General features: G+C 27.1%; 17 protein-coding genes. 13 read left to right on the plus strand and 4 right to left on the minus strand.

Going from position 1 to position 21,888, the window contains the following annotated elements:
- Positions 1 to 35: 35 nt before the first annotated feature.
- From ADFLV_RS14795 to ADFLV_RS14805, 3 genes are all read left to right on the plus strand, one after another.
- Complete coding sequence (locus ADFLV_RS14795) at positions 36 to 584, plus strand: response regulator transcription factor (protein ID WP_228712403.1); 549 nt, start codon at positions 36 to 38, stop codon at positions 582 to 584.
- Positions 585 to 711: 127 nt separating this feature from the next.
- Positions 712 to 2,664, plus strand: coding sequence for a methyl-accepting chemotaxis protein (locus tag ADFLV_RS14800; protein WP_041654947.1), 1,953 nt, complete (start codon positions 712 to 714; stop codon positions 2,662 to 2,664).
- 80 nt (positions 2,665 to 2,744) lie between these two features.
- Positions 2,745 to 5,354: an HD domain-containing phosphohydrolase gene (locus ADFLV_RS14805; protein ID WP_129011852.1), complete on the plus strand. Its 2,610-nt coding sequence runs from the start codon at positions 2,745 to 2,747 to the stop codon at positions 5,352 to 5,354.
- Positions 5,355 to 5,374: 20 nt separating this feature from the next.
- On the opposite strand, the gene ADFLV_RS14810 is transcribed toward ADFLV_RS14805, so the two are convergent.
- Complete coding sequence (locus ADFLV_RS14810; protein ID WP_129011853.1) at positions 5,375 to 5,758, minus strand: hypothetical protein; 384 nt, start codon at positions 5,756 to 5,758, stop codon at positions 5,375 to 5,377.
- Between the two features lie 179 nt (positions 5,759 to 5,937).
- Here ADFLV_RS14810 and ADFLV_RS14815 point away from each other — a divergent pair, with 179 nt between their 5' ends.
- The 8 genes from ADFLV_RS14815 (at position 5,938) to ADFLV_RS14850 (ending at position 17,228) form a co-directional block, all read left to right on the plus strand.
- Positions 5,938 to 6,777, plus strand: a complete 840-nt coding sequence (locus ADFLV_RS14815) for a bacteriohemerythrin (RefSeq protein WP_014475489.1) — start codon at positions 5,938 to 5,940, stop codon at positions 6,775 to 6,777.
- Positions 6,778 to 6,899: 122 nt separating this feature from the next.
- Positions 6,900 to 8,648: a sensor domain-containing diguanylate cyclase gene (locus ADFLV_RS14820; protein WP_129011854.1), complete on the plus strand. Its 1,749-nt coding sequence runs from the start codon at positions 6,900 to 6,902 to the stop codon at positions 8,646 to 8,648.
- 84 nt (positions 8,649 to 8,732) lie between these two features.
- Complete coding sequence (locus ADFLV_RS14825; RefSeq protein ID WP_129011855.1) at positions 8,733 to 9,878, plus strand: efflux RND transporter periplasmic adaptor subunit; 1,146 nt, start codon at positions 8,733 to 8,735, stop codon at positions 9,876 to 9,878.
- A gap of 6 nt (positions 9,879 to 9,884) precedes the next feature.
- A complete protein-coding gene (locus ADFLV_RS14830) occupies positions 9,885 to 13,025 on the plus strand; it encodes an efflux RND transporter permease subunit (protein ID WP_129011856.1) in 3,141 nt (1,046 codons plus the stop codon).
- Position 13,026: 1 nt separating this feature from the next.
- Positions 13,027 to 14,427 (plus strand): efflux transporter outer membrane subunit, encoded by a 1,401-nt coding sequence (locus tag ADFLV_RS14835; RefSeq protein ID WP_129011857.1) that lies wholly within the window; start codon positions 13,027 to 13,029, stop codon positions 14,425 to 14,427.
- Positions 14,428 to 14,497: 70 nt separating this feature from the next.
- Positions 14,498 to 14,851, plus strand: coding sequence for a hypothetical protein (locus tag ADFLV_RS14840; RefSeq protein ID WP_014475494.1), 354 nt, complete (start codon positions 14,498 to 14,500; stop codon positions 14,849 to 14,851).
- Between the two features lie 313 nt (positions 14,852 to 15,164).
- Entirely contained in the window at positions 15,165 to 15,887 is a 723-nt protein-coding gene (locus ADFLV_RS14845) for a PmeII family type II restriction endonuclease (RefSeq protein ID WP_014475496.1), read from the plus strand.
- Between the two features lie 105 nt (positions 15,888 to 15,992).
- On the plus strand, positions 15,993 to 17,228 hold the full coding sequence (locus ADFLV_RS14850) for a DNA cytosine methyltransferase (protein ID WP_129011858.1): 1,236 nt from the start codon (positions 15,993 to 15,995) through the stop codon (positions 17,226 to 17,228).
- A gap of 7 nt (positions 17,229 to 17,235) precedes the next feature.
- On the opposite strand, the gene ADFLV_RS14855 is transcribed toward ADFLV_RS14850, so the two are convergent.
- Entirely contained in the window at positions 17,236 to 18,474 is a 1,239-nt protein-coding gene (locus ADFLV_RS14855) for a BaiN/RdsA family NAD(P)/FAD-dependent oxidoreductase (protein ID WP_014475498.1), read from the minus strand.
- A gap of 110 nt (positions 18,475 to 18,584) precedes the next feature.
- Here ADFLV_RS14855 and ADFLV_RS14860 point away from each other — a divergent pair, with 110 nt between their 5' ends.
- Entirely contained in the window at positions 18,585 to 19,586 is a 1,002-nt protein-coding gene (locus ADFLV_RS14860; protein ID WP_129011859.1) for an AAA family ATPase, read from the plus strand.
- Positions 19,587 to 19,589: 3 nt separating this feature from the next.
- Complete coding sequence (locus ADFLV_RS14865; protein WP_129011860.1) at positions 19,590 to 20,720, plus strand: vWA domain-containing protein; 1,131 nt, start codon at positions 19,590 to 19,592, stop codon at positions 20,718 to 20,720.
- A gap of 7 nt (positions 20,721 to 20,727) precedes the next feature.
- Here the strand turns inward: ADFLV_RS14865 and ADFLV_RS14870 are convergent, their stop codons facing one another.
- Both ADFLV_RS14870 and ADFLV_RS14875 read right to left on the minus strand, forming a co-directional pair.
- Positions 20,728 to 21,408, minus strand: a complete 681-nt coding sequence (locus ADFLV_RS14870; RefSeq protein WP_164968536.1) for a metallophosphoesterase — start codon at positions 21,406 to 21,408, stop codon at positions 20,728 to 20,730.
- Positions 21,409 to 21,422: 14 nt separating this feature from the next.
- Complete coding sequence (locus tag ADFLV_RS14875) at positions 21,423 to 21,737, minus strand: cupin domain-containing protein (RefSeq protein WP_129011862.1); 315 nt, start codon at positions 21,735 to 21,737, stop codon at positions 21,423 to 21,425.
- Positions 21,738 to 21,888: the final 151 nt, after the last annotated feature.

Consider the following 21,888-nt stretch of genomic DNA (forward strand, 5'->3'; position numbering starts at 1 on the left):
TTTATGGGATTTAAGGAAGCTTTTTTATATAGGAAATTTATGATTTTCTATGTGCGAAAGTTGAGATTCCTAAATTAAATGGAATTAAATTAGCAACAAAAATAAGAGAAAAAAATAAAAAAGTACCTATTATCTTTTTAACAGCATATAGTGATAAAGATAACCTCTTGCAAGCAATACATCTTCATGCTTTCTCATATTTAATCAAGCCATTTAAAATAAATGAATTAATAGAAACTATTGACAAATGTAAAAAAGAATTTTTCTGTGAATATTCAAATCCAAATCTAAAGAAATTGAGTCAGAATCTCATTTGGAATAAATTAAAAAAAGAGTTATATTTTAATAAAGAAAAAATCTCATTAACTAAAAATGAATTATCTCTTATAAATCTTTTTGTGGAAAATGATTTTAAATTTTTTACACCTGAAGAAATAAATGAATATATCTTCTTAAATCATGACCTAAAAAATAATTCAATAATTCAACTTATTTCACGATTAAAGAAAAAAATTACTGAAATAACAAGTGATTCTGAATTTTTTATCGAAAATATTTACAATAAAGGCTATAGACTGAAATAATTTGCTTCTAAAAGTAACAAAATAATTTTTTGCTAAATTTAGCTTAACATGAATTAATTATTTGTCATTTTTCTACTACAAAGTTGTACTATACTCCTTTATAAAAAAGGGAAGCAAAGGATGTGAAATGTTAAGTAGTCTCAACACGAAAAAGAAATTATTTTTATTTCCTATTCTATTTATTTTAATAGTAATAGGTTCGGCATTAGTGTATCAACACTATAATAATTTATCAACAGCAAGAAATAATGCTGCTATTTCAACAGAAATATTTATCCAAAAAAATCTAAAGGGTAGAATTTCAGTTTATCAATTTCTATCAGAACCAACAGAAATAAAAGATAATAAAGTTCGAAGTGATTTTAAAGAATTAGTAGAAAGTGTTACTCAAGCTAAATTATCTTTTTCTTTAAAAAGAAATAGAGAATTATGTGATGAAATAATAAATTCAATAGAAAACTATTTAGATTTATTTGGCTCTCTTGCAAAAGAAAAAATAAAAAGTTCTACTACAGGTGTAGAATCTCCTGATATAAAAACTATTTCATCAAAAATGGCAGAAATTGGACTAAAAGTTGAAGATAAAATTCAAGAAATAAATAAAAATGCAATTGATTTAAGAGATGAAGCATTTAATTCATTAAATACTGCATTAATTATTCTTGCTGTTGTTGCAATTTTAATCTTTATTTTAATATCTATATTTATCTCAAATGTTATTGTAAATTCATTGACATCATTTAAAAATGGTTTATTAATATTTTTCTCTTATTTAAATAGAGAATCAAGTGAAGTTTCACTTCTAGATGACACTGCAAAAGATGAATTTGGAGAAATGTCAAAAGTTGTAAATGAGAATATAGCAAAAACTAAAAAAGGTATTGAAGAAGATAGAAAACTAATTGATGAAACAATTACTGTTTTAGGAGAATTTGAACAAGGTGATTTGTGTCAGAGATTAAATATCAATGTTTCTAATCCTGCTTTAATGCAATTAAAAGATGTTGTAAATAATATGGCAAATAATCTTGAATCAAACATAGACAATGTTCTTCATATTTTAGAAGAGTATTCTTCTTATACTTATTTAAATAAAATTTCAACAAATAATTTAAAAGAGCATTTATTAAAACTTGCAAATGGAGTTAATACTCTTGGAGATTCTATTACTGAAATGTTGATAGAAAACAAATCAAATGGATTAACGCTTGATCAAAGTTCAAATATTTTACTTACTAATGTTGATAAACTAAATATAAGCTCAAACGAAGCAGCTTCATCTTTAGAAGAAACAGCTGCGGCTATTGAAGAGATTACAAGTAATATAAGACATAATACTGAAAGTATTGCAAAAATGGCAAATTTCTCAGAAAATGTAACTGCCTCTGCAACACATGGTGAAAAATTAGCAAATCAAACAAATGTTTCAATGGATGAAATAAACGCTCAAGTTACAGCAATCAATGAAGCAATTACGGTAATTGATCAAATTGCATTCCAAACAAATATTTTATCATTAAATGCAGCTGTTGAAGCAGCAACTGCTGGAGAAGCTGGAAAAGGTTTTGCAGTTGTAGCTCAAGAAGTTAGAAATCTTGCTAGTAGAAGTGCTGAAGCAGCTAAAGAGATAAAAGAATTAGTTCAAAATGCTACGCAAAAAGCAAACCAAGGTAAAGAAATAGCTGGAAATATGATAGAAGGATATATTCAATTAAATGAAAATATTTCTCAAACTATCAACCTAATTTCAGATATTCAAAATGCTTCAAAAGAGCAACTTTTAGGAATTGAGCAAATAAATGATGCTGTTAATCAACTTGACCAACAAACACAACAAAATGCAATGGTAGCAAGTCAAACGCATGATGTTGCTATTCTAACAGATGAAATTGCTAAATTAGTTGTAAGTAGTGCAGATGAAAAAGAATTTGCAGGGAAAAATGATGTAAAAGCTAGAAATATAGATAAAGCTACTCACCATAAACCAACAACAAAATCTACTACAAAAAGTACAGCAAAAAAAGAAGATACTAAAATAGTATCTAAAAAAATTAATGATGAAGAGTGGGAAAGTTTTTAATCCCACTTTTAAATTATTAAAAACAAATAACTAAATCTTGTACATTATAAATAGTGTCAAGAAAAAGAGGTTAAGTAAGTATGTATATTTTGAATTATCATTACAAAAATAAAATTCATTTAAAGAATTTTTTACAAAAAAACCATATTAAAAATTCAAATAAACTTTTTATTCAAATTTTACATACTGGAAAAGATTTAAAAAAAGTTTTAAAAATAAAAGATTTTTTAGAAAGAATCTTTTCAAAAGCCTCTATTTTAGGAACTGTAAGTTCAGGAATAATTTCAAATGAAGAGATAATAGATGATGATATTATCATCTCTTTTTCTATTTTTAAAGCCTCTAAAACTTTATCTAAAGGATATAAAAATATAGATTTAGAAGATATCTTAAATGATTTATCTCAAAATATTATAAAATCAAATACTAAACTTCTTATTGCTTTTACAAATGTTTTTGCTTTTGATTCTTCAAATTTCTTAATGAAACTTAATGAAAAATTTCCAAATCTTGTTATTGCAGGGGGAAATACGGGGAATTATTATGAACAAATAAATCCAAATATTTTTACAAAAGATATTTTGGATTGTGATTTAGTAGTTACAACCATAAATTCTGACGTTTTAGAAGTTAAAACAGATTATCTATTTAACTGGGAAACTATAGGTGAAGAGATGATTATCACAAAATCAGATAAAGCCACAGTTTATACAATAGATAACAAAAAAGCAATTAATGTTTACAAAGAGTATCTTGGTGATGAAATTACATCAAATTTACTTGAAAATGCTGGACAATTTCCTTTAATTTATACAGATTCAAATGTGGAGATTGCAAGGGGAATTATAGATTATGATAATGAAAACGGATCTATTACTTTTGCAGGGGAGATTCCTCAAAAGAAAAAAGTAAAATTTGGGTTTGCAAATATTGACTCTATTAAACTACACAATAAACAAAAACTTTTATCTTTATATAAAAATAAACAAGAAGGTGTCTTTATCTATTCTTGTGCAGCAAGACGTGAAATGCTTGGTACATATTTTGAAAAAGAGATGAAAATCTTAAATTGTTTAGGACCTAGTAGTGGTTTAGTTCTTTTTGGCGAATTTTTCCATAATAAAACGTGTAATTGTAATAATTTATTAAATATCACTTCAACCTTTGTAACATTAAATGAGAAAGAATTAGAAGAAGAAATATCATTTAAAGATATAAAAATCAAAACATCAAAAAAAGATATAAAGCTAAACGCACTTACAAATCTTATAAAAAAAACAAGTGAAAAACTTGATGAAAACAACTATTATCTAAAACAATTTAAAGAATTAGTTGAAGAATCTTCTATTTATTCAACAACAAATGAAATGGGTGAAATTACTTATGTAAATGAAAACTTTGAAAAATCAAGTGGTTTTAGTAGAAAAGAACTTATCGGACAAAATCATAATCTTGTTAGACACCCTGAAAATAAAAGTTCACAATTTATCAATTTATGGGAAACTATAAGTAAAGGTAAAACTTGGCATGGGCTTATAAAAAATAAAAGAAAAGATGGAAGTTCATATCATGTTTTATCAGATATTGCACCAATTTATTATAAAAATGGTGATTTTAGAGAATATCTTGGAATTAGACATGATGTTACTGAACTTGAAGAATATAAAATACTTTTAAAATATGAACTTGATAATACAAGTAAAACTTTAGCTGATAATCTTAATTATACAAAACAATATGAAAATGCTGTTAATACTTCTGTTGCAATTATAAAAATTGATAAAAATCTTATAATCACCTATACAAATGATAAATTTTTGGAATTAACTCAATATAAAGAAGATGAGTTATTAGGTCTTTCTTGGGATAAATTACTTGATATAAAACATAAAAACAATGGTGATTTCGAGAATATTTCTAAAAGATTAAATGAAGGGGAAGTTGTAAATTATATTTTAAATAAAGTAGGAAAAAATGGAGAAACTTTTATCACAAGATCTAACTTTTATCCTATTACAAATTTAAAAAATGAAACTATTGAATATATAAATGTTTTAACTGATGTAACTGATATATTCAATTTAAATGAAGAGATAACAAACACACAAAAAGAAGTTGTATTTACAATGGGTGCCATTGGAGAAACAAGATCTCAAGAAACAGGACTTCACGTAAAAAGAGTTGCTGAATACTCTTATTTACTTGCTATTTTATCTGGATTAAGTGAAGAAGATGCAAATTTATTAAGACAAGCAAGTCCTATGCATGATATAGGAAAAGTTGGTATTCCTGATAATATCCTAAATAAACCAGGCGTTTTAACTCCTGAAGAATTTGAGATTATGAAAACTCATGCTCAATTAGGTTATGAAATGCTAAAACACTCAAAAAGAGAGATTCTAAAAGCATCAGCTATAGTTGCAAGAGAACATCATGAAAAATGGGATGGAAGTGGTTATCCAAGAGGGTTAAAAGGCGAGAACATCCATATTTATGGAAGAATAACTGCAATAGCTGATGTTTTCGATGCCTTAGGTCATGATAGAATTTATAAAAAAGCTTGGCCTTTAGAAGATATTTATAAACTATTAAAAGAAGAAAAAGGCAAACATTTTGACCCAAATTTAATAGATGTATTTTTTAATAATTTAGATAAATTTTTAGAAATCAAAGAACTTTTAGATGATTAAAGTATAAAAGAATTTATCTTTTATACTTCTAATTCAAAAAATGATTCATCAACTTTTTCATATTTTGCAACTGAACAAGTGATTTTTACTGCATTTTCATAATCTTTAAACTCTTCAACAAATAATTTTTGTAATTTTTCTATTTCTACAGCTCTAAATATAAAATATCCTAAAACTTCAGTTCCTCTTGAGCCTGTTTTTTCTATTCCAAAGCTGTCAAATTTCCAATCAATACCTCTTGTAAAAAAGAAAACTTCTGTAATTCTACTTTCTAACTCTTCTCTTACTTTATTATCATATGCTTTTAAATGTACATAAAAAGCTACATTTGTATTAAATTTAGATTGAACTAACTTTTCTTGCTCAATTGTTGTTGGTTTTTCTATTATGTTTATATTGCTCATTTTTAAATGCTTCCTAGTTTTTTGCGTATTATAGTAAAGTTTTTTGAAATAAAACTTGTAAAATCTACTTAAACAAATTATTTTTAGCTATTTTTCAAGTTAATAAAAATAATAAAATTCTTTTTACTCTTATTTTTATTATTTTATTATATAATTTTTTTTTATAACAAAGGTATCTTATGAATTATATATTAAATAGTAATACTTCAATTATTTGGAAGTCTGAATATAACATCAATAATTTAAAAATTGATAGAGAACATCAACATTTATTTGCAATTGCAAGAGAAGCACTAAATATCTCAAAATTTAAAAAAAATAATGAACAAATTGATAAATTAAAAAAAATAATAACAAAACTTTTTGATTATGTTGGAACACATTTTAGTAATGAGCAAAAATATATGGAAAAAATAAAATATCCTGATTTAGAAAAACACAAACTTCTTCATAAAAATATGTTAAATATGCTTACAAAACTTGTTTCAGAACTAAATAATATGGAAATAGAAGAAATTCAAAAGTCACTATATGATTTTATTGAAGAGTATTTTATAAGACATATTATATTAGAAGATAAAAAAATTCAACTTTGGAATACAAATCTTGAAGACTTAAAAAAGAATTTTGGATGGAAAGAGATTTATAGTGTTAATAATACCAAAATTGATGCAGAACATAAACGACTTTTTGATATTGCCCAAGAGGCTTTTATTGAAGTTGATGAGGAATTAAAAGCTTCAAAAATTAAAACTATTTTGACTAAATTGTATGACTATATGAAAACTCATTTTAAACATGAAGAACACTATATGCAAGAGATAAATTATCCTTACATAAAAGAGCATAAAAAACTACATGCAGAAATAATTTTGACAATAAATAATTTTGTAAAAAAACTTCCAGATTTAAATGATACTCTTTTTGAAAAAGAGTTAGCAAAGATAATAGATATTGCATTAGTTCATCATATAATTCAAGAAGATAGAAAAATTATCAATTGGGCAAGGAATAATTAGAAATTATCTTATTTTTTACTTAACAAAGGCTAAAAGATAAATTTTATTATCAACATTTTTATGTTATTATTCTTTCTATTTTATTTTTAATAATTCACTCTTTTAATATAGGCAAAATAATCATGAATAAATATTTTATTAATCTTTTAAAAAAGAAAAAAGAAGTATCTTTAAAAAGTACTGTTTTATCTATTTTTTCTTTGGTAACCATAATCTTGATTATTGTACTTGGTTCTCAACTTTTTTATTTTAGTAAAAAATTATCTCTTGAAAGTATAGATTTACAGCTTAATGGTTTAGTTCAAGATATAAGAACATCTATTAAAAGCAATGAAACTCTTAATTTTAATATGATTGAAATGTTAAGCCTTATGAAAGATAAAAATAATTTTGAATTATATATAAATATATTAGCAACTTATCCCTCTTTATACGCAATTTATACAGGTTATGAAGATGGTAGTTTTTATGAAATTATCAATTTAAATAGCAATAAAAGCCTACCTCAAATTTATAATGCAGAATCCACAGATAAATGGTTACTTATAAAAATTTCAGGGCAAGATATAAATAAAAGAGAAATTTATTTATATAATTCTGATTTAAAATTAACAAGTTCAAGAATAAGCGATAATAACTATAACCCAACAACTAGACCTTGGTATAAAATGGCTATTAGTAGTAACTCTTCTATAAAAACTCCACCTTATAAATTTTCTCATATTGATTCAACTGGAATTACTTATGCAAAACAGATATCTAATAGTAAAAATATTATTGCCATTGATGTATTAATAAATGATTTTAGAAGTATTTACAAAAATCATATAAATAGTGATTATATAGATGTTTATTTATTTAAAAAAGATAATACTATTATCTCATCTTTATCGGATAATACAAATTTGTTTAAAGAATTTTTCAAAGAAAATATAATTATAACAGATTTTACAAAACCAAAAATCATCAAATTAAATAAGAAACAATATGTGGTTCAAATAGTACCTCTTAATGAACAAAACAATGAAGAAAATATCATATTATTAGCAGAATATGATAAGATTATTGAACCTTATCAAGTACAAATATTAAATTTATTATTAACTTTTATTATCACTGTACTTTTAATGATTCCTATTATTATATATTTTTCAGGGATTATTGTAAAACCTATTTATGAATTGGTAAAACAAAGTATTAAAGTAAAAAAAAGAAAATATAACACTATTACAAAGGTAGAAACTTCAATACTTGAAGTTGCTTTACTCTCTTCTTCTTTAGAAAGTATGTCTGAATCAATTTATAACTATCAACACTCACTAGAAGAAAAAGTAAAACAAAGAACAAAAGAATTATCTTTAAAAAATGAAGAGTTACTTAAATTATCTATTAATGATAAATTAACTTCACTTTACAATAGGGAAAAACTCGATAAAACACTTCAACATGAAATGAACAGAAGTTTACGTTATGGTGTTGTTTTTTCTGTTATTATAATTGATATAGATTTTTTTAAAAAAGTTAATGATGAATTTGGGCATCAAGTAGGTGATGAAGTTTTAGTTGAGAGTGCTAATATTCTTAGAAATTCAATTAGAAATGTAGATGTTTTAGGAAGATGGGGAGGTGAAGAATTTTTAATTGTTTGCCCACAAACTGATTTAGAAGGTGCTCAAAAACTTGCAAAAAATATAAACAATGCAATAAAAAATCATATTTTCTCAACTTATCCAAAAACTATAACTATGAGTTTAGGTGTTGCTTCTTATAATGAAAATATTTTTAAAGCTGAAGAGATAGTTTCAAATGCAGATAAAGCACTATATAAAGCCAAAGAAAATGGAAGAGATCAAGTTGTAATTTTTAGATAAGAATCTGCATTTTTTGGTATTTTTATTAATATAACATTAATATTAATTGAATAAAATTTAACAATTTTTAGTTAAGGATCTATTTTGATAAAAATATCTAAACTCTCTTTTTTTATTTTAACTATTCTTTTTATTTTATCAGGTTGTGAAGAAAAAAATTCACAATCAGCTCAAACAAAACAATCAATAGAAGTTGGTACAATAACTATAAAAGAACAACCTATTGCTTTGCAACAGGAATTATCAGGAAGAGTAAAAGCAAAATTAGTTTCTGAAGTAAGACCACAAATCAATGGAATAATAGAAAAGCAACTTTTTATAGAAGGTAGTAAAGTAACTCAAGGTGATATACTTTATCAAATAGATTCTTCAAGTTATGAAGCAATTTATAATCAAGAAAAAGCTGCTTTACAAAGTGCAAAAGCAACTTTACAAAGTGCAAAATTAAAAAGTCAAAGATATGATGAATTACTAAAAGTTGATGGTATTTCAAAACAAGAAACAGATGATGCAAAAGCTTCTTATTTAGAAGCTCTTGCTTTAGTTGAAGAAAAAAAAGCAGCACTTGAAAGTGCAAAAATTAACCTTGAAAGAACAAAAATAAAAGCTCCTATTTCTGGATATATTGGTATTTCAACTATCACTCAAGGTGCCTTAGTATCTGCAAATCAAACAACAGCTCTTACAACAATAAGAGATACAAATACCGTTTATGTTGATTTAAACCAATCTCAAACTCAACTTTTAGCACTAAAAAAACTTTTAACAAAAAAGAATATAAAAGAAGGCAATACTAATGTAAGCCTAATTTTAAGTGATGAAACACTTTATTCACATAAAGGAACTTTACAACTTCAAGAAGTTTCAGTTGATGAAAATACAGGTTCTGTTACTTTAAGAGCAATTTTTCCAAATGATGAAAACATCTTGCTTCCAGGTATGTTTGTAAAAGCAACTATCGAAGGAGCAATTGATACAAAAGCATTTTTATTACCTCAGCAAGCTGTATCAAGAGATGAAAAAGCAAATCCTATTATTACTGTTGTTCAAGATGATAACAGTATAAAAAGACGACAAATTACAATAGAAAGAGCAATAGGTAATAAGTGGGTTGTTACAAGTGGAATCAACAATAATGATAAAATTATTATTGAAGGTTTAAATAAAATCAATATGAAAAGTAAAGTAAATCCTATTGATGTTACAAATAAATATATTCAAGAGGATTAAAAAAATATGCTAGCTCGTTTTTTTGTTAATCGTCCAATTTTTGCATGGGTTATCTCTTTAGTTATTATGATTGCAGGAACTGTATCTTTATATACTCTTCCTGTTGAACAATATCCAGATATTGCTCCTCCACAAGTTAATATTTCTACAACATATACAGGAGCATCTGCCCAAACTGTTGAAAATAGTGTAACTCAAATTATTGAGCAACAACTAACGGGTCTTGATGGAATGATATATTTTTCTTCAAGTAGTAGTTCATCTGGTAGTTCAAGAATTACAGTAACTTTTGAACAAGGAACTGATCCTGATATTGCTCAAGTTCAAGTTCAAAATAAAGTAGAACAAATTCTTTCAAGACTTCCTGATGATGTTCAAAGACAAGGAGTAAGAGTTGTAAAATCTCAAAGTGACTTTTTACTTTTAGCCTCTTTATATGATTCAACAGGAAAAGCAGAAAAAATTGATATTGCAGATTATATGGTAAGTAATTTACAAGATAGTATCGCAAGAATTGATGGAGTTGGAGAAGTTAGAGTATTTGGTGGTCAGTATGCTATGAGAATATGGCTTGACCCTACAAAGCTTGATGCTTATAAACTTATGCCATCTGATATAAATTCTGCTATTGAGGCTCAAAACTCTCAGGCTTCAGCAGGAAGACTTGGAGGAATGCCTGTTATTGATAATCAACAATTAGCAGTTACTGTTACAGCTCGTTCAAAATTTCAAACAGTAAAAGAGTTTGAAGATATAGTTGTAAAAAGTAATAGTGATGGTTCGCTTATCAAACTAAAAGATGTTGCAAGAGTTGAGTTAGGTTCACAATCATATAACAATATAACAAATCTAAATGGCTACCCTTCATCAGGGATTGCAATTCAACTAGCTTCAGGAGCAAATGCTATAAAAACTGCAAATGCTATAAAAGAGTTTTTAAACAAATATGAACCAAATCTACCAGAAGGTTATAAGATAGATTATCCAAGAGATTCAACTTTATTTATTAAAGCTTCGATATATGAAGTTATAAAGACTCTTTTGGAAGCTATTTTATTGGTAGTTTTAGTTATGTATCTTTTCTTGAAAAATTGGAAAGCTACTTTAATCCCTGCTATTGCTGTTCCTGTTGTTCTTCTTGGAACTTTTGGGATTTTAAATATCTTAGGTTATTCAATAAATACTTTAACTATGTTTGGTATGGTCTTATCAATAGGTTTATTAGTTGATGATGCTATTGTTGTAGTAGAAAATGTTGAAAGAAATATGAGAGAACAAAATCTTGCACCTAAAGAAGCAACTATTCTTTCAATGCAAGAAATCACAAGTGCTTTAGTTGGAGTTGCAACTGTTTTATCAGTTGTATTTTTACCTATGGCATTTTTTAGTGGTTCAACTGGAGTTATATATAGACAATTTTCTATAACTATTGTCTCTTCAATGATTCTTTCAGTTGTTGTTGCACTAACCTTAACACCAGCTTTATGTGCAACTATTTTAAATCCAATAAAACAAGAAGAACAAAAGAAAAATGGTTTTATTAATTGGTTTGGAGAGATGTTTAATTCTCTTTCTTTAAAATATAAAGCTACATTAAATAAGATTTTACTAACTCCAAAACGTTGGATGTTTATCTATGTATTAATTATTGGTTTATTAGGTTTTGTATTTATAAAACTTCCTACAAGTTTCCTTCCAAAAGAGGATCAAGGTACAATTATGATTCAATATACTCTACCTGAAGGAGCTATAACCTCAAGAACAGTAGAAGTTGCAGAGAAAATCAAAGATTATTTCTTGGTTGAAGAAAAAGAAAATATGGATTCTATTTTTACTATTTCAGGATATAGTAGTAGAAGTAGTGGTCAAAATGTAGGAACAGCTTTTGTCTCTTTAAAAAGTTGGGATTTAAGAAAAGGTGTAAATAATCGTTCTGATATGATAGGACAAAGAGCTTCAAAAGCTTTTGCAAATTCAAAATCACCTTATTTTATCAGAGATGCAAGAGTAATTGCAATGAATCCACCAGTAATTCAAGGTTTAGGTCAAAGTGATGGATTTGAATTTCAACTTCAAGCAGATGCTGGAACAACAAGAACTAAACTAGCAGAAGTAAAAGATAAAATCTTAGAAGAGGCATCATCAAATACTAATATAGATTCCGTAAGAGCAGATGGTACAGATAGTACACCTCAATTAAAAGTCAATTATGACATAAATAAAGCTTTGGCTTTAGGACTTAGTTTAAATAATATTGATTATACACTTAGTGCTGCTTGGGGTGGAATTTATGTAAATGATTTTATTGATAGATCAAGAGTAAAAAGAGTTTATATTCAAGGTGATGCTCCTTTTAGATCAAAACCTGAAGATTTATATAGTTGGAAAGTTCGTAATTCTGCTGGAGAAATGACTTCATTTTCAGAATTTGCAACTACAAAGTGGGAATTTGGACCAGAAGAACTTACTCGTTATAATGGATTTGCTTCATTTGAGATACAAGGTTCAGCATCAAATGGTGTAAGTTCTGGTGTAGCTATGGATGAAATGGATAAAATCGCCAATAAATATTCATCAGGAACTATGCATGAATGGAGTGGATTATCTTATCAAGAAAAAATATCAACTGGTCAATCTGGATTATTATATACAGTATCAATCTTAGTTATATTTTTATGTTTAGCTGCTTTATATGAAAGTTGGTCTGTACCTTTTTCTATTTTGATGGTGGTACCTTTAGGAATTATCGGAGCTGTTTTAGCTGTATATTTTAGAGGATTAGACAATGATGTATATTTTCAAGTAGCTCTTCTTACAACTATTGGTTTAGTTTCAAAAAATGCTATTTTAATTGTAGAATTTGTTGACACATCGTATAAAGAAGGAAAACCTCTAATCCAAGCAGCTGTTGAAGGTGCAACTTTGAGATTAAGACCTATAATTATGACTTCTTTAGCTTTTATTGCAGGTATTACACCTCTAGCTTTATCTACAGGAGCTGGAGCAAATAGTAGAATTTCTATTGGTACAGGAATTATAGGTGGAACTTTAACTGCAACCGTTCTTGTTATTTTCTTTGTTCCACTATTTTTTGTTTTGATTAAAAAAATTACATCAAATAAAAACTTAACAAATGAGGCAAACTAAAATGATTAAAACAAATATATCAATATTTTTATTAATAGTTATTTTTAGTGGTTGTGTCTCTTTAGAGCCAAAACTTGAGCCTTTAGATTCAAAAGTTATACCAAAAGAGTGGAAAACAAATATTGAAAATAATAGTAATGATTTAGCTTTAATAAAACCATCTTGGGAAGATTTTGTAAAAGATGAAACACTAAAAAAAGTTGTATCAAAAGCAATTGAAAATAACAAAGATTTAAAAATTGCACTTTTAAATATTGAAGCAGCAAGGGCAACTTATCGAATTTCAAGAGCTGACCTTTTCCCTAATATAACTGGAAATATGGATATATCTCACTCAAAAAGTTTAAATTCATCAAATAACTCAACAATTTCTCATAATTACAATGCAAATATAGCAGCATCTTATGAATTGGACCTTTTTGGAAAAATAAAAAGTTTAAATGAAAATGCACTAAACAGCTATTTATCAACTCAATTTGCAACAAATGCAACAAAAATTTCTCTTATTAGTGAAACTATAAATGCTTGGATTATTTTAGCATCAAATATGGAGCAACTAGAACTCGCAAAACAAACAGCAACAAATCTTCAAAAAGTTTATGAACTTACCCAAAAAAGATTTACAGCTGGTGTAGTTTCAAAAAATGATGTTTACGATGCAAATGCTTCACTAAAAGAGAGTGAATTAAATGTAATTTCATATTCAAAAAAAGTTGAAGAAAATAAAAATGCACTTGAGTTACTAATAGCAGAACCTTTAAAAGAAGATTTTTTACCAAAAGATTTTGAAAGTTATAAAAATAGTTTAATGATAGTAAAATCAGGAGTTTCTTCAAATATTTTACTTTCAAGACCTGATATTATGGAAGCAGAATATAATCTAAAAGCTAAAAATGCAAATATTGGAGCAGCAAGAGCTGCTTTTTTTCCATCTATTTCACTAACTGCAAGTTCTGGATTAGCAAGTAGGTCTTTATCTTCGTTATTTGATGGTGGAGCAAAAAGTATTTGGTCTTTTTCTCCAAATATTTCTATTCCAATTTTTAATGCAGGAGAAAATCAAGCAAATCTTGATTACTCTTATGCTCAAAAAGATATTGCATTGTTAGAATATGAAAAAAGTATTCAAACTGCATTTAAAGAAGTATCTGATACTTTAATCACAAGAGCTACAATAAAAGAGCAAATCCAAAAACAAAAAGAGTTAGTTGATTCTGTTTCTAAAAGTTATGATATATCTTTAAACTCTTACAAAATTGGTGTTGGTTCATATTTAAATGTTCTTATTGCTCAAAGAACTTTGATAAGTTCACAACAAGCCTTAATAAATACATATTTAGAAGATTTGACAAATAGAGTTTCCTTATATAGTGTTTTTGGTGGAAATGAGAAAGTTGAATAATTTAATCTCTTAAAAAGTTTTTTAAAGAAAGAACGGATACAATTCGCAACTTTATTTTAAGGATTAATATATGAAAAAAATCATTTTAGCAACAGCTTTATCAATTTCAGCACTTTTAGCTTTTGATATTGGTGGGGCATTAAAAAATGCTGGTACAGCTACTGGAACTGCTGCATTAAATGGAGATACTGATGTAAAATCTCTTTCAAAAACAGCTGCTGAATCAGCTGGATTAACATCAGAAGCTTTAGGTGAAAAACTAGCAACTGCTGTAAAATCAAATAATACTGCTGTTTCTTCTATGGATAAAGCAAAAGAGTTATGTTCTCAAGCTTCACAAATTCAATCTTTTGCAAATATTAGCAGTGATATTGTTAAAAAAGCTATCACTGTTTGTACAGAAAAAGTTTTAGAAACTAAATAATTATTTATAAAAAGAGGAAAGATTTATATTTTCTCTTTTTATAAAAATCTCAAATACTTCACATGAATATCGAATATAAATTTCTACAAAAAGCAATCAATGATAAAAATTATATTAGTTTTAGTTATGAAAATAAAAGTTATAAAAATATCAAACCTCTAAAACTAGATAATGAGAATAGACTTTATAGTGATAAAGGTGTTTTTGAGTTTGAAAAGATTAAAAAGTTGGTGGTTTTGAGGGAGAAGTTTTAAAAAGTTATTTTAAATTATTTATTATATACTTTTACACAAATATGAATGAGGTAAGAAATATGATAAACAAAGAAGAGATACTTCAAAATGCCAAATTATGGTTTAAAGAATCAATTGCAAAGCAACATATCAAGAATACTAAAAAACTTTCAAATATAAAAAAATTCCAAATTAACCCTTTTTTAATCACTTATCTTTCAAATTTCTTAGAAGGTAATAACGAACCTATTAGTATCGCAAAAGCTTTAATTCTTCCAAAAGTTTTAGGAACATCAATAAATACATCTTTTGGTACTCAAATACAAAAATTTACATCAAATGTTCTTTCATCTTTTGCAAGTACAACAAGTGGAATTGATATAGAATTTATTGATCAAATTGATGGTGAAAAAAAATATTGCCAACTAAAATCTGGTCCAAATACAATAAATAAAGATGATGTTGAAACTATTGCAGGGCATTTTAAGAATATTATAAATTTAGGAAAAACAAATAATCTAAAACTTGGTTTTCATAACTTGATTGTAGGTGTAATCTATGGTGAGAAAGAAGAATTAAGTTCCCACTATAAAAGAATTTCTAAAGATTACAATTATGAAGTAATAGTTGGTGAAGATTTTTGGCATAGATTAACAGGAGATAAAGATTTTTATTCTGATTTGATTAAATCAATTGCTGAAGTAGCTGTTGAAGCAAATTTTAAAAATGAACTTAATGAGATTATAATTGAGCTATCAAAATCTGATTATATTCAAGAACTATCTAAAGAATTAAATTCATAAAATATTGCAATATGCAATATTTCTTATGTTTTATCAAAATATATTCTATAATTTAAAATACATTTTAGTATAATAACCATGTTTAATGTTGTATAAGGTGGGTATATGAATCAACGCATTTTTTCACTTAGTGAAACTGCTGAAATTTTAAATGTAGATAAAGAAACGCTAAGAAGATGGGATAATCTAGGGAAATTAAAAAGTATTAGAAATCCAATAAATAATTATAGAGAATATAGAAAAGAGGATATTGTACTTTTTGAAAAAGGAAAGATATATTTTAATGAAAAACCTTCTTCTATTATCAATACAAAAAAGATTTATAAAAGTATAGAATTATTTGCAGGTGCTGGTGGTTTAGCTCTAGGACTTGAAAAAGCGGGTATAGAACACATACTTTTAAATGAAATAGATAAATATGCTGTACAAACTTTAAAACGAAATAGACCTCATTGGAAAATTGAACATAGTGATGTTTCAAAAATAGATTTTACTCCTTATAAAAATAAAATAGATTTATTAACAGGTGGTTTTCCTTGTCAAGCTTTTAGTTATGCTGGAAAGAAATTAGGATTTGAAGATACAAGAGGAACACTATTCTTTGAATTTGCTAGAGCTTTAAAAGAGACAAATGCACCTGTATTTTTAGCAGAAAATGTTAGAGGATTATTAAGCCATGAAAAAGGTAAAACGCTTGAGATCATGATTAATGTTTTAAATGAACTTGGTTATCACGTATTTAAACCACAAGTTCTAAAAGCCATCTATTACAAAGTCCCTCAAAAAAGAGAAAGATTAATCATTGTAGGCATAAAAAAAGAATTTATGGGAAAAATAAATTATTCATATCCTGAACCAAATGAAAAAATATATACTCTAAAAGATGCCCTAAAAAAAGGAGAACTTTTTGATAAAGATGTTCCAAAATCATCAGGTCAAAAGTACCCAAAAAGAAAAAAGGAAATTTTATCTTTAGTACCTGCTGGTGAATATTGGAGAAGTCTTCCTCTTGAAATACAAAAAGAATATATGCAAAAAAGTTTTTATTTAGGAGGAGGAAAAACTGGAATGGCTAGAAGAATAAGTTGGGATGAACCATGTTTAACACTAACTTGCTCTCCAGCTCAAAAACAAACTGAAAGATGCCATCCAGAGGAAACAAGACCTTTTGAAATTAGAGAATACGCAAGAATACAGACTTTTCCTGATGATTGGATATTTGAGGGTTCTCAAAGTCAACAATATAAACAAATAGGAAATGCTGTTCCTGTTAATCTTGCGGAAGCGATTGGTTACTCTATCATAAATTTATTAAATGATATAAATTTAATTAAAAAATAATTAAAAGTTATTGGAAATTTATTTTTCCAAAACTCTTCCCAACCAAATACCCACTCGCCCAAGCAAAATGAAGATTAAAACCTCCCCTATTCCCAACTATATCTAAAACCTCTCCAGCAAAATAGAGATTTTTCACTAACTTACTCTCATAAGTTTTGTTATCAACTTCGATAGTTCTCACTCCTCCACCACTTGCTTCTGCATGACCAAAACCTTGAGTATCTATGATTTTCATTTTCCAAGAATTTAGTTGATAGGCTATTGCTTTTATCTGTTTTGCATTTATTTCATTTGCTTTTGTATCAAGACTGATTTTACAAATATCAAGTAACACAGGAGCTATTTTATTTGAAACCATTCCAGTTAAGATATCTACAACTTTTTGAGTTGGTACAGTTTTTAACAAACTTTGTATTTGGTCGGCTAAGTCATTTTTATTGATTTTTGGGAAGAAGTTTATTGCTATTTTCACATCTTGATATGAGCTTAGATTTAAAACAGCAAGTTGTGAGATATCAAGTATTGCAAAACCTGAAACTCCATAACTTGTAAAAAGTACATCTCCAAATATCTCTTGCTCTAAATTATTGTTTACAAATAGACTTACTAAACACTCTTTTTTTACCCCTTGAAGTTTTCCATTGTAGTTATTATCAGTTTGAAGTCCCACAAGTGAAGGATAAGTTGGATTATATGTGTGTCCAAATTTTGAAGCAAAGTCCAAACCACTTTCATTAGCGTTTAGTTGGGGAGCTGCACCTAAACCATTTGAGATTAGAACTTTGTCATAGTTTTTATATTCAAATTCAGCTGTTTTTACTACAAATTTATCTTCAATTTTTTCTATATCTTTTATGAAATGTTCTAAATATAGTTTTATATCCAACTCTTTTAAAGCAAGCTCCAAAAGATTTGTTACAGATTTTGCTTCATTTGAAAGAGGATAAACTTTTCCACTCTCTTTAATATCTAGTAAAAGTCCGATACTTTTACAAAACTTTTCAAAAGCTTTGAAATCAAACTCTTTTAAAGCAAAATTTACAAACTCGGGATTTTCTCCAATATAGTTTTTTGAAGTTATCTTGCTATTTGAGATATTGCATCTTCCATTTCCTGAAGCTAAGATTTTTTTTCCAATACCTTTATTTGCATCAAACATATCTATTTGTAAATTTTTATTTAATCTTTTAGCTGTAATTGCAGCCATAATTCCAGCTGCTCCACAGCCAATAATCGCTATTTTCAATACTATTTCCTAAATCATTTTTTTGATTATAGCCAATGAACTCTTTTAGACTCTTTCAAAATATGAGGAACGTTATTTGCATTACTTCTCCCATAAATAAAGGATAGTTTATGAATCCACAAAAAATAAAACGTTCAGTTGAACACTTATGTGAGCGAAAAGTACCTATATTTTTATGGGGACCTCCAGGTATTGGAAAATCATCAATAATCTCTCAAATAGCACGTGAAAAAGGCATAGCTTGTATAGATTTAAGACTTTCTTTACTTGACCCAACAGACTTAAGGGGTATTCCATTTTTTGACTCTTCTAATCAAACAGCTATTTGGGCTCCTGCTTCATTTTTACCTGATGGTAGTATCAAAGAGGGAATTTTATTTTTAGATGAGCTTAATACTGCTGCTCCTATGGTTCAAGCTTCTGCTTATCAACTTATCTTAGATAGAAAAATTGGAGAATACAAACTTCCAGACGGTTGGGCGATAGTTGCTGCTGGAAATAGAGAAAGTGACAAAGGTGTAGTTTTTAGAATGGCTGCACCACTTGCAAATAGATTTATTCACCTTGATATGGAAGTAAATGTTGATGATTGGAAAAGTTGGGCAAGAGTCGCAAATATAGATTTATCAATAATCTCATTTATCTCATATAGACCTGATGCACTATTTACTTTCAACACTAATAGTGATTCAAAAGCCTTTGCGACTCCCCGAACTTGGGCTTATGTAAATGAGATTTTACTATCAACACCTGAAGATGACCTACTTATGCCACTTATTAGTGGAGCAATTGGTGAAGAGTTAGCTGCTTCATTTTTAGGCTTTAAATCTGTAGTTAAAGATTTACCAGATATGAACGCAATTTTTGAAGGAACTACAACTGAAACTCCAACTGATACTTCTGCTTTACATATTTTATGTACTGCTTTAACTTTAAAAGTAAATGATGAAACAAGAACAAAAGAGTTAGACAATCTTGTAACTTACTCTTTAAATCTTCCAGGAGAGTTTGCAGTTATGATTATCCAAGATTTAAGACAAAGAAATATTGAACTAGATTATCTAAAATCTTGGCCTTTATGGATGAAAAAATTTAACTCTTTGCTTAGATAAATTATGAGCGCAGATATTTTACTAATAAAAGCAAAAAGCCAACTAACTACCAAACATCCATATTTTGGTATGTTAGCTTCAAGACTAAAACACGAAGAAAATGAAAGCATAAAAGCATATGCAAGTAATGGAAAACGATTTTTATATAATCCTTCTTTTGTGGAGAGTTGTAGTATTGAAGAGTTGTCTTTTGTTTTAACTAACTGCGTTATGCATCATATTTTATCTCACCAACAAAGAAAACTAAAAAGAAAAGGTTTTCTTTGGCAACTTGCAACTGATTTTGCAATCAATAATCTCCTTTTTAAAAATGGAGTAAAAATCCCAAAAGGTGCAAATTTTGATAAAAAATACAAAAATATGTACGCTGAAGAGATTTATGAAGAGCTAAAAAAAGAGAGAATTGAAGCTGGACTTGATGCTTATGAAGAAGATCTCAATGAAAAAGAGCAAGAACAAAATGATGAAAATAAATTTACTAAAGTAAAAAACATAGAAGAAAATCTTGATGAACGAGATGAAGAACAGTGGGAATATGCTTCAACTTTGGCAAAAGAGGTAGCTATACGAAAATCTCTTATGCCTTTGGGATTTGAAAGATTAGCAAAAAAAGTTGAAGCAAAAAATATCGATTGGAAATTTGAACTATACAATGCTATCAATCGGCATATGAGAAATAATTACGCTTTTATGCCACCAAATAAAAAACATCTATATCGAGGTTTTGCTTTGCCATCACTAACAAGTGATACTTTAAGTCTTATAGTTGCTATTGATACATCTGGTTCAATTCAAGAGGAGATTTTAGCAGCTTTTGTTGAAGAGTTTAAAACTATCATGCAAAACTTTCCAGCAGTAAATATAGAACTTCTAATAGCTGATGCAAAAATACAAGGTCACTATAGTTTTAAAAATGCTCAAGATATTGATTTTGTTCTAAAAGGTGGTGGAGGAACTGACTATCGTCCAGTATTTGACTACATAGATGCAAATTTTCCAATGAGTAGTATGCTTTTATATTTTACTGATGGAGATGGAATTTTTCCAAGAATTCCACCCTCATATGAAGTGCTTTGGGCACTTTCAAATAGAAAAGATAGAATTCCTTTTGGAAGGTCAATTGTGATTTTTTAGTTAGAAACTAATCTTCTATATTTTCTTGAATAATTATTTTCATACTTGGAAACTCAAAAGCACACAACCTTGGATTTGGCATTTTATCTTTTGCATAACAGCCTAAATCAATATTTGCATTATACTCATTTAGATAAACTTCATCTAAAATCGTGTGTCCATAAACATTGAAAATTTCACTATTGTTACAATGTCTATTTCTACTCCATAGAACTTGGGTTTCAAACTGCTCTTTATCTTCTTCATTTATTGAATCTTTCAAATTCCAGGCTTTTCCAACACTTGAGTGACTAATCACCAAATATCTTCCATTTTCATCTTGGATATTTTTGTACTCAATATATAAAGGTAGTGTTTTTAAAAAATTTACATCTTCAATCATATCTTCTTTGTTTTGATAATTTTTGATAGTGCTCATTGCACCACCTTTTTCAATCCATCTTCTTAATATTGAATTTTCATTATTTGTATTTATATGTTCAAATGAATCTATCATCATTTTTTCATGATTTCCCAAAATACAATCGTAATGATTATTTCTTATAAACTCTATAACATCTCTAGAATTTTTTCCTCTATCAATCAAATCTCCAACAAAAGCGATTTTAGCATTTTTATTTGGTAATTTATCAATCAATGCCAATAAAGTTTTATAACAACCATGAACATCACCAATAATATAAATCAATTTTTCTTCCTTTTTTAATAAAAAACTGTAAACCAAATAGTTGGCTCTGTTTGGCTTGTAAATTTTACTCTATGTTTTTGCATAGCTTTTATATTTAAACAATCACCTTTTTTTAACTCAACTTCAAAATCACCAAATTCAAGTATAGCAAAACCCTCAAGAAGTAAAATATATTCACTTTGTTCTTGCTCATACCAAAAATTTTCAGGTGAATTTTGACCATTTGAAACAATCTTTTCTATTTTTATCTTCTCATTTTTAAAAATTTCAAAAAATTTTTCTTCACTTTTATCTATTGGAATTTCATCAAAGATATTATATTTTTTCATATTTATTTTGACCTAAAATATTGATTTTTTGGTATTTTACCCAAATTCATATTATGATGTGATATAATCTTGATTGATTTAATCAAGTTATATAAACACACCTTATTTAAAGGTAATTATATTAAATTTGATTAAACTACTTGACTTTATA

The organism is Arcobacter defluvii, assembly GCF_013201725.1.
Classification (GTDB): domain Bacteria; phylum Campylobacterota; class Campylobacteria; order Campylobacterales; family Arcobacteraceae; genus Aliarcobacter; species Aliarcobacter defluvii.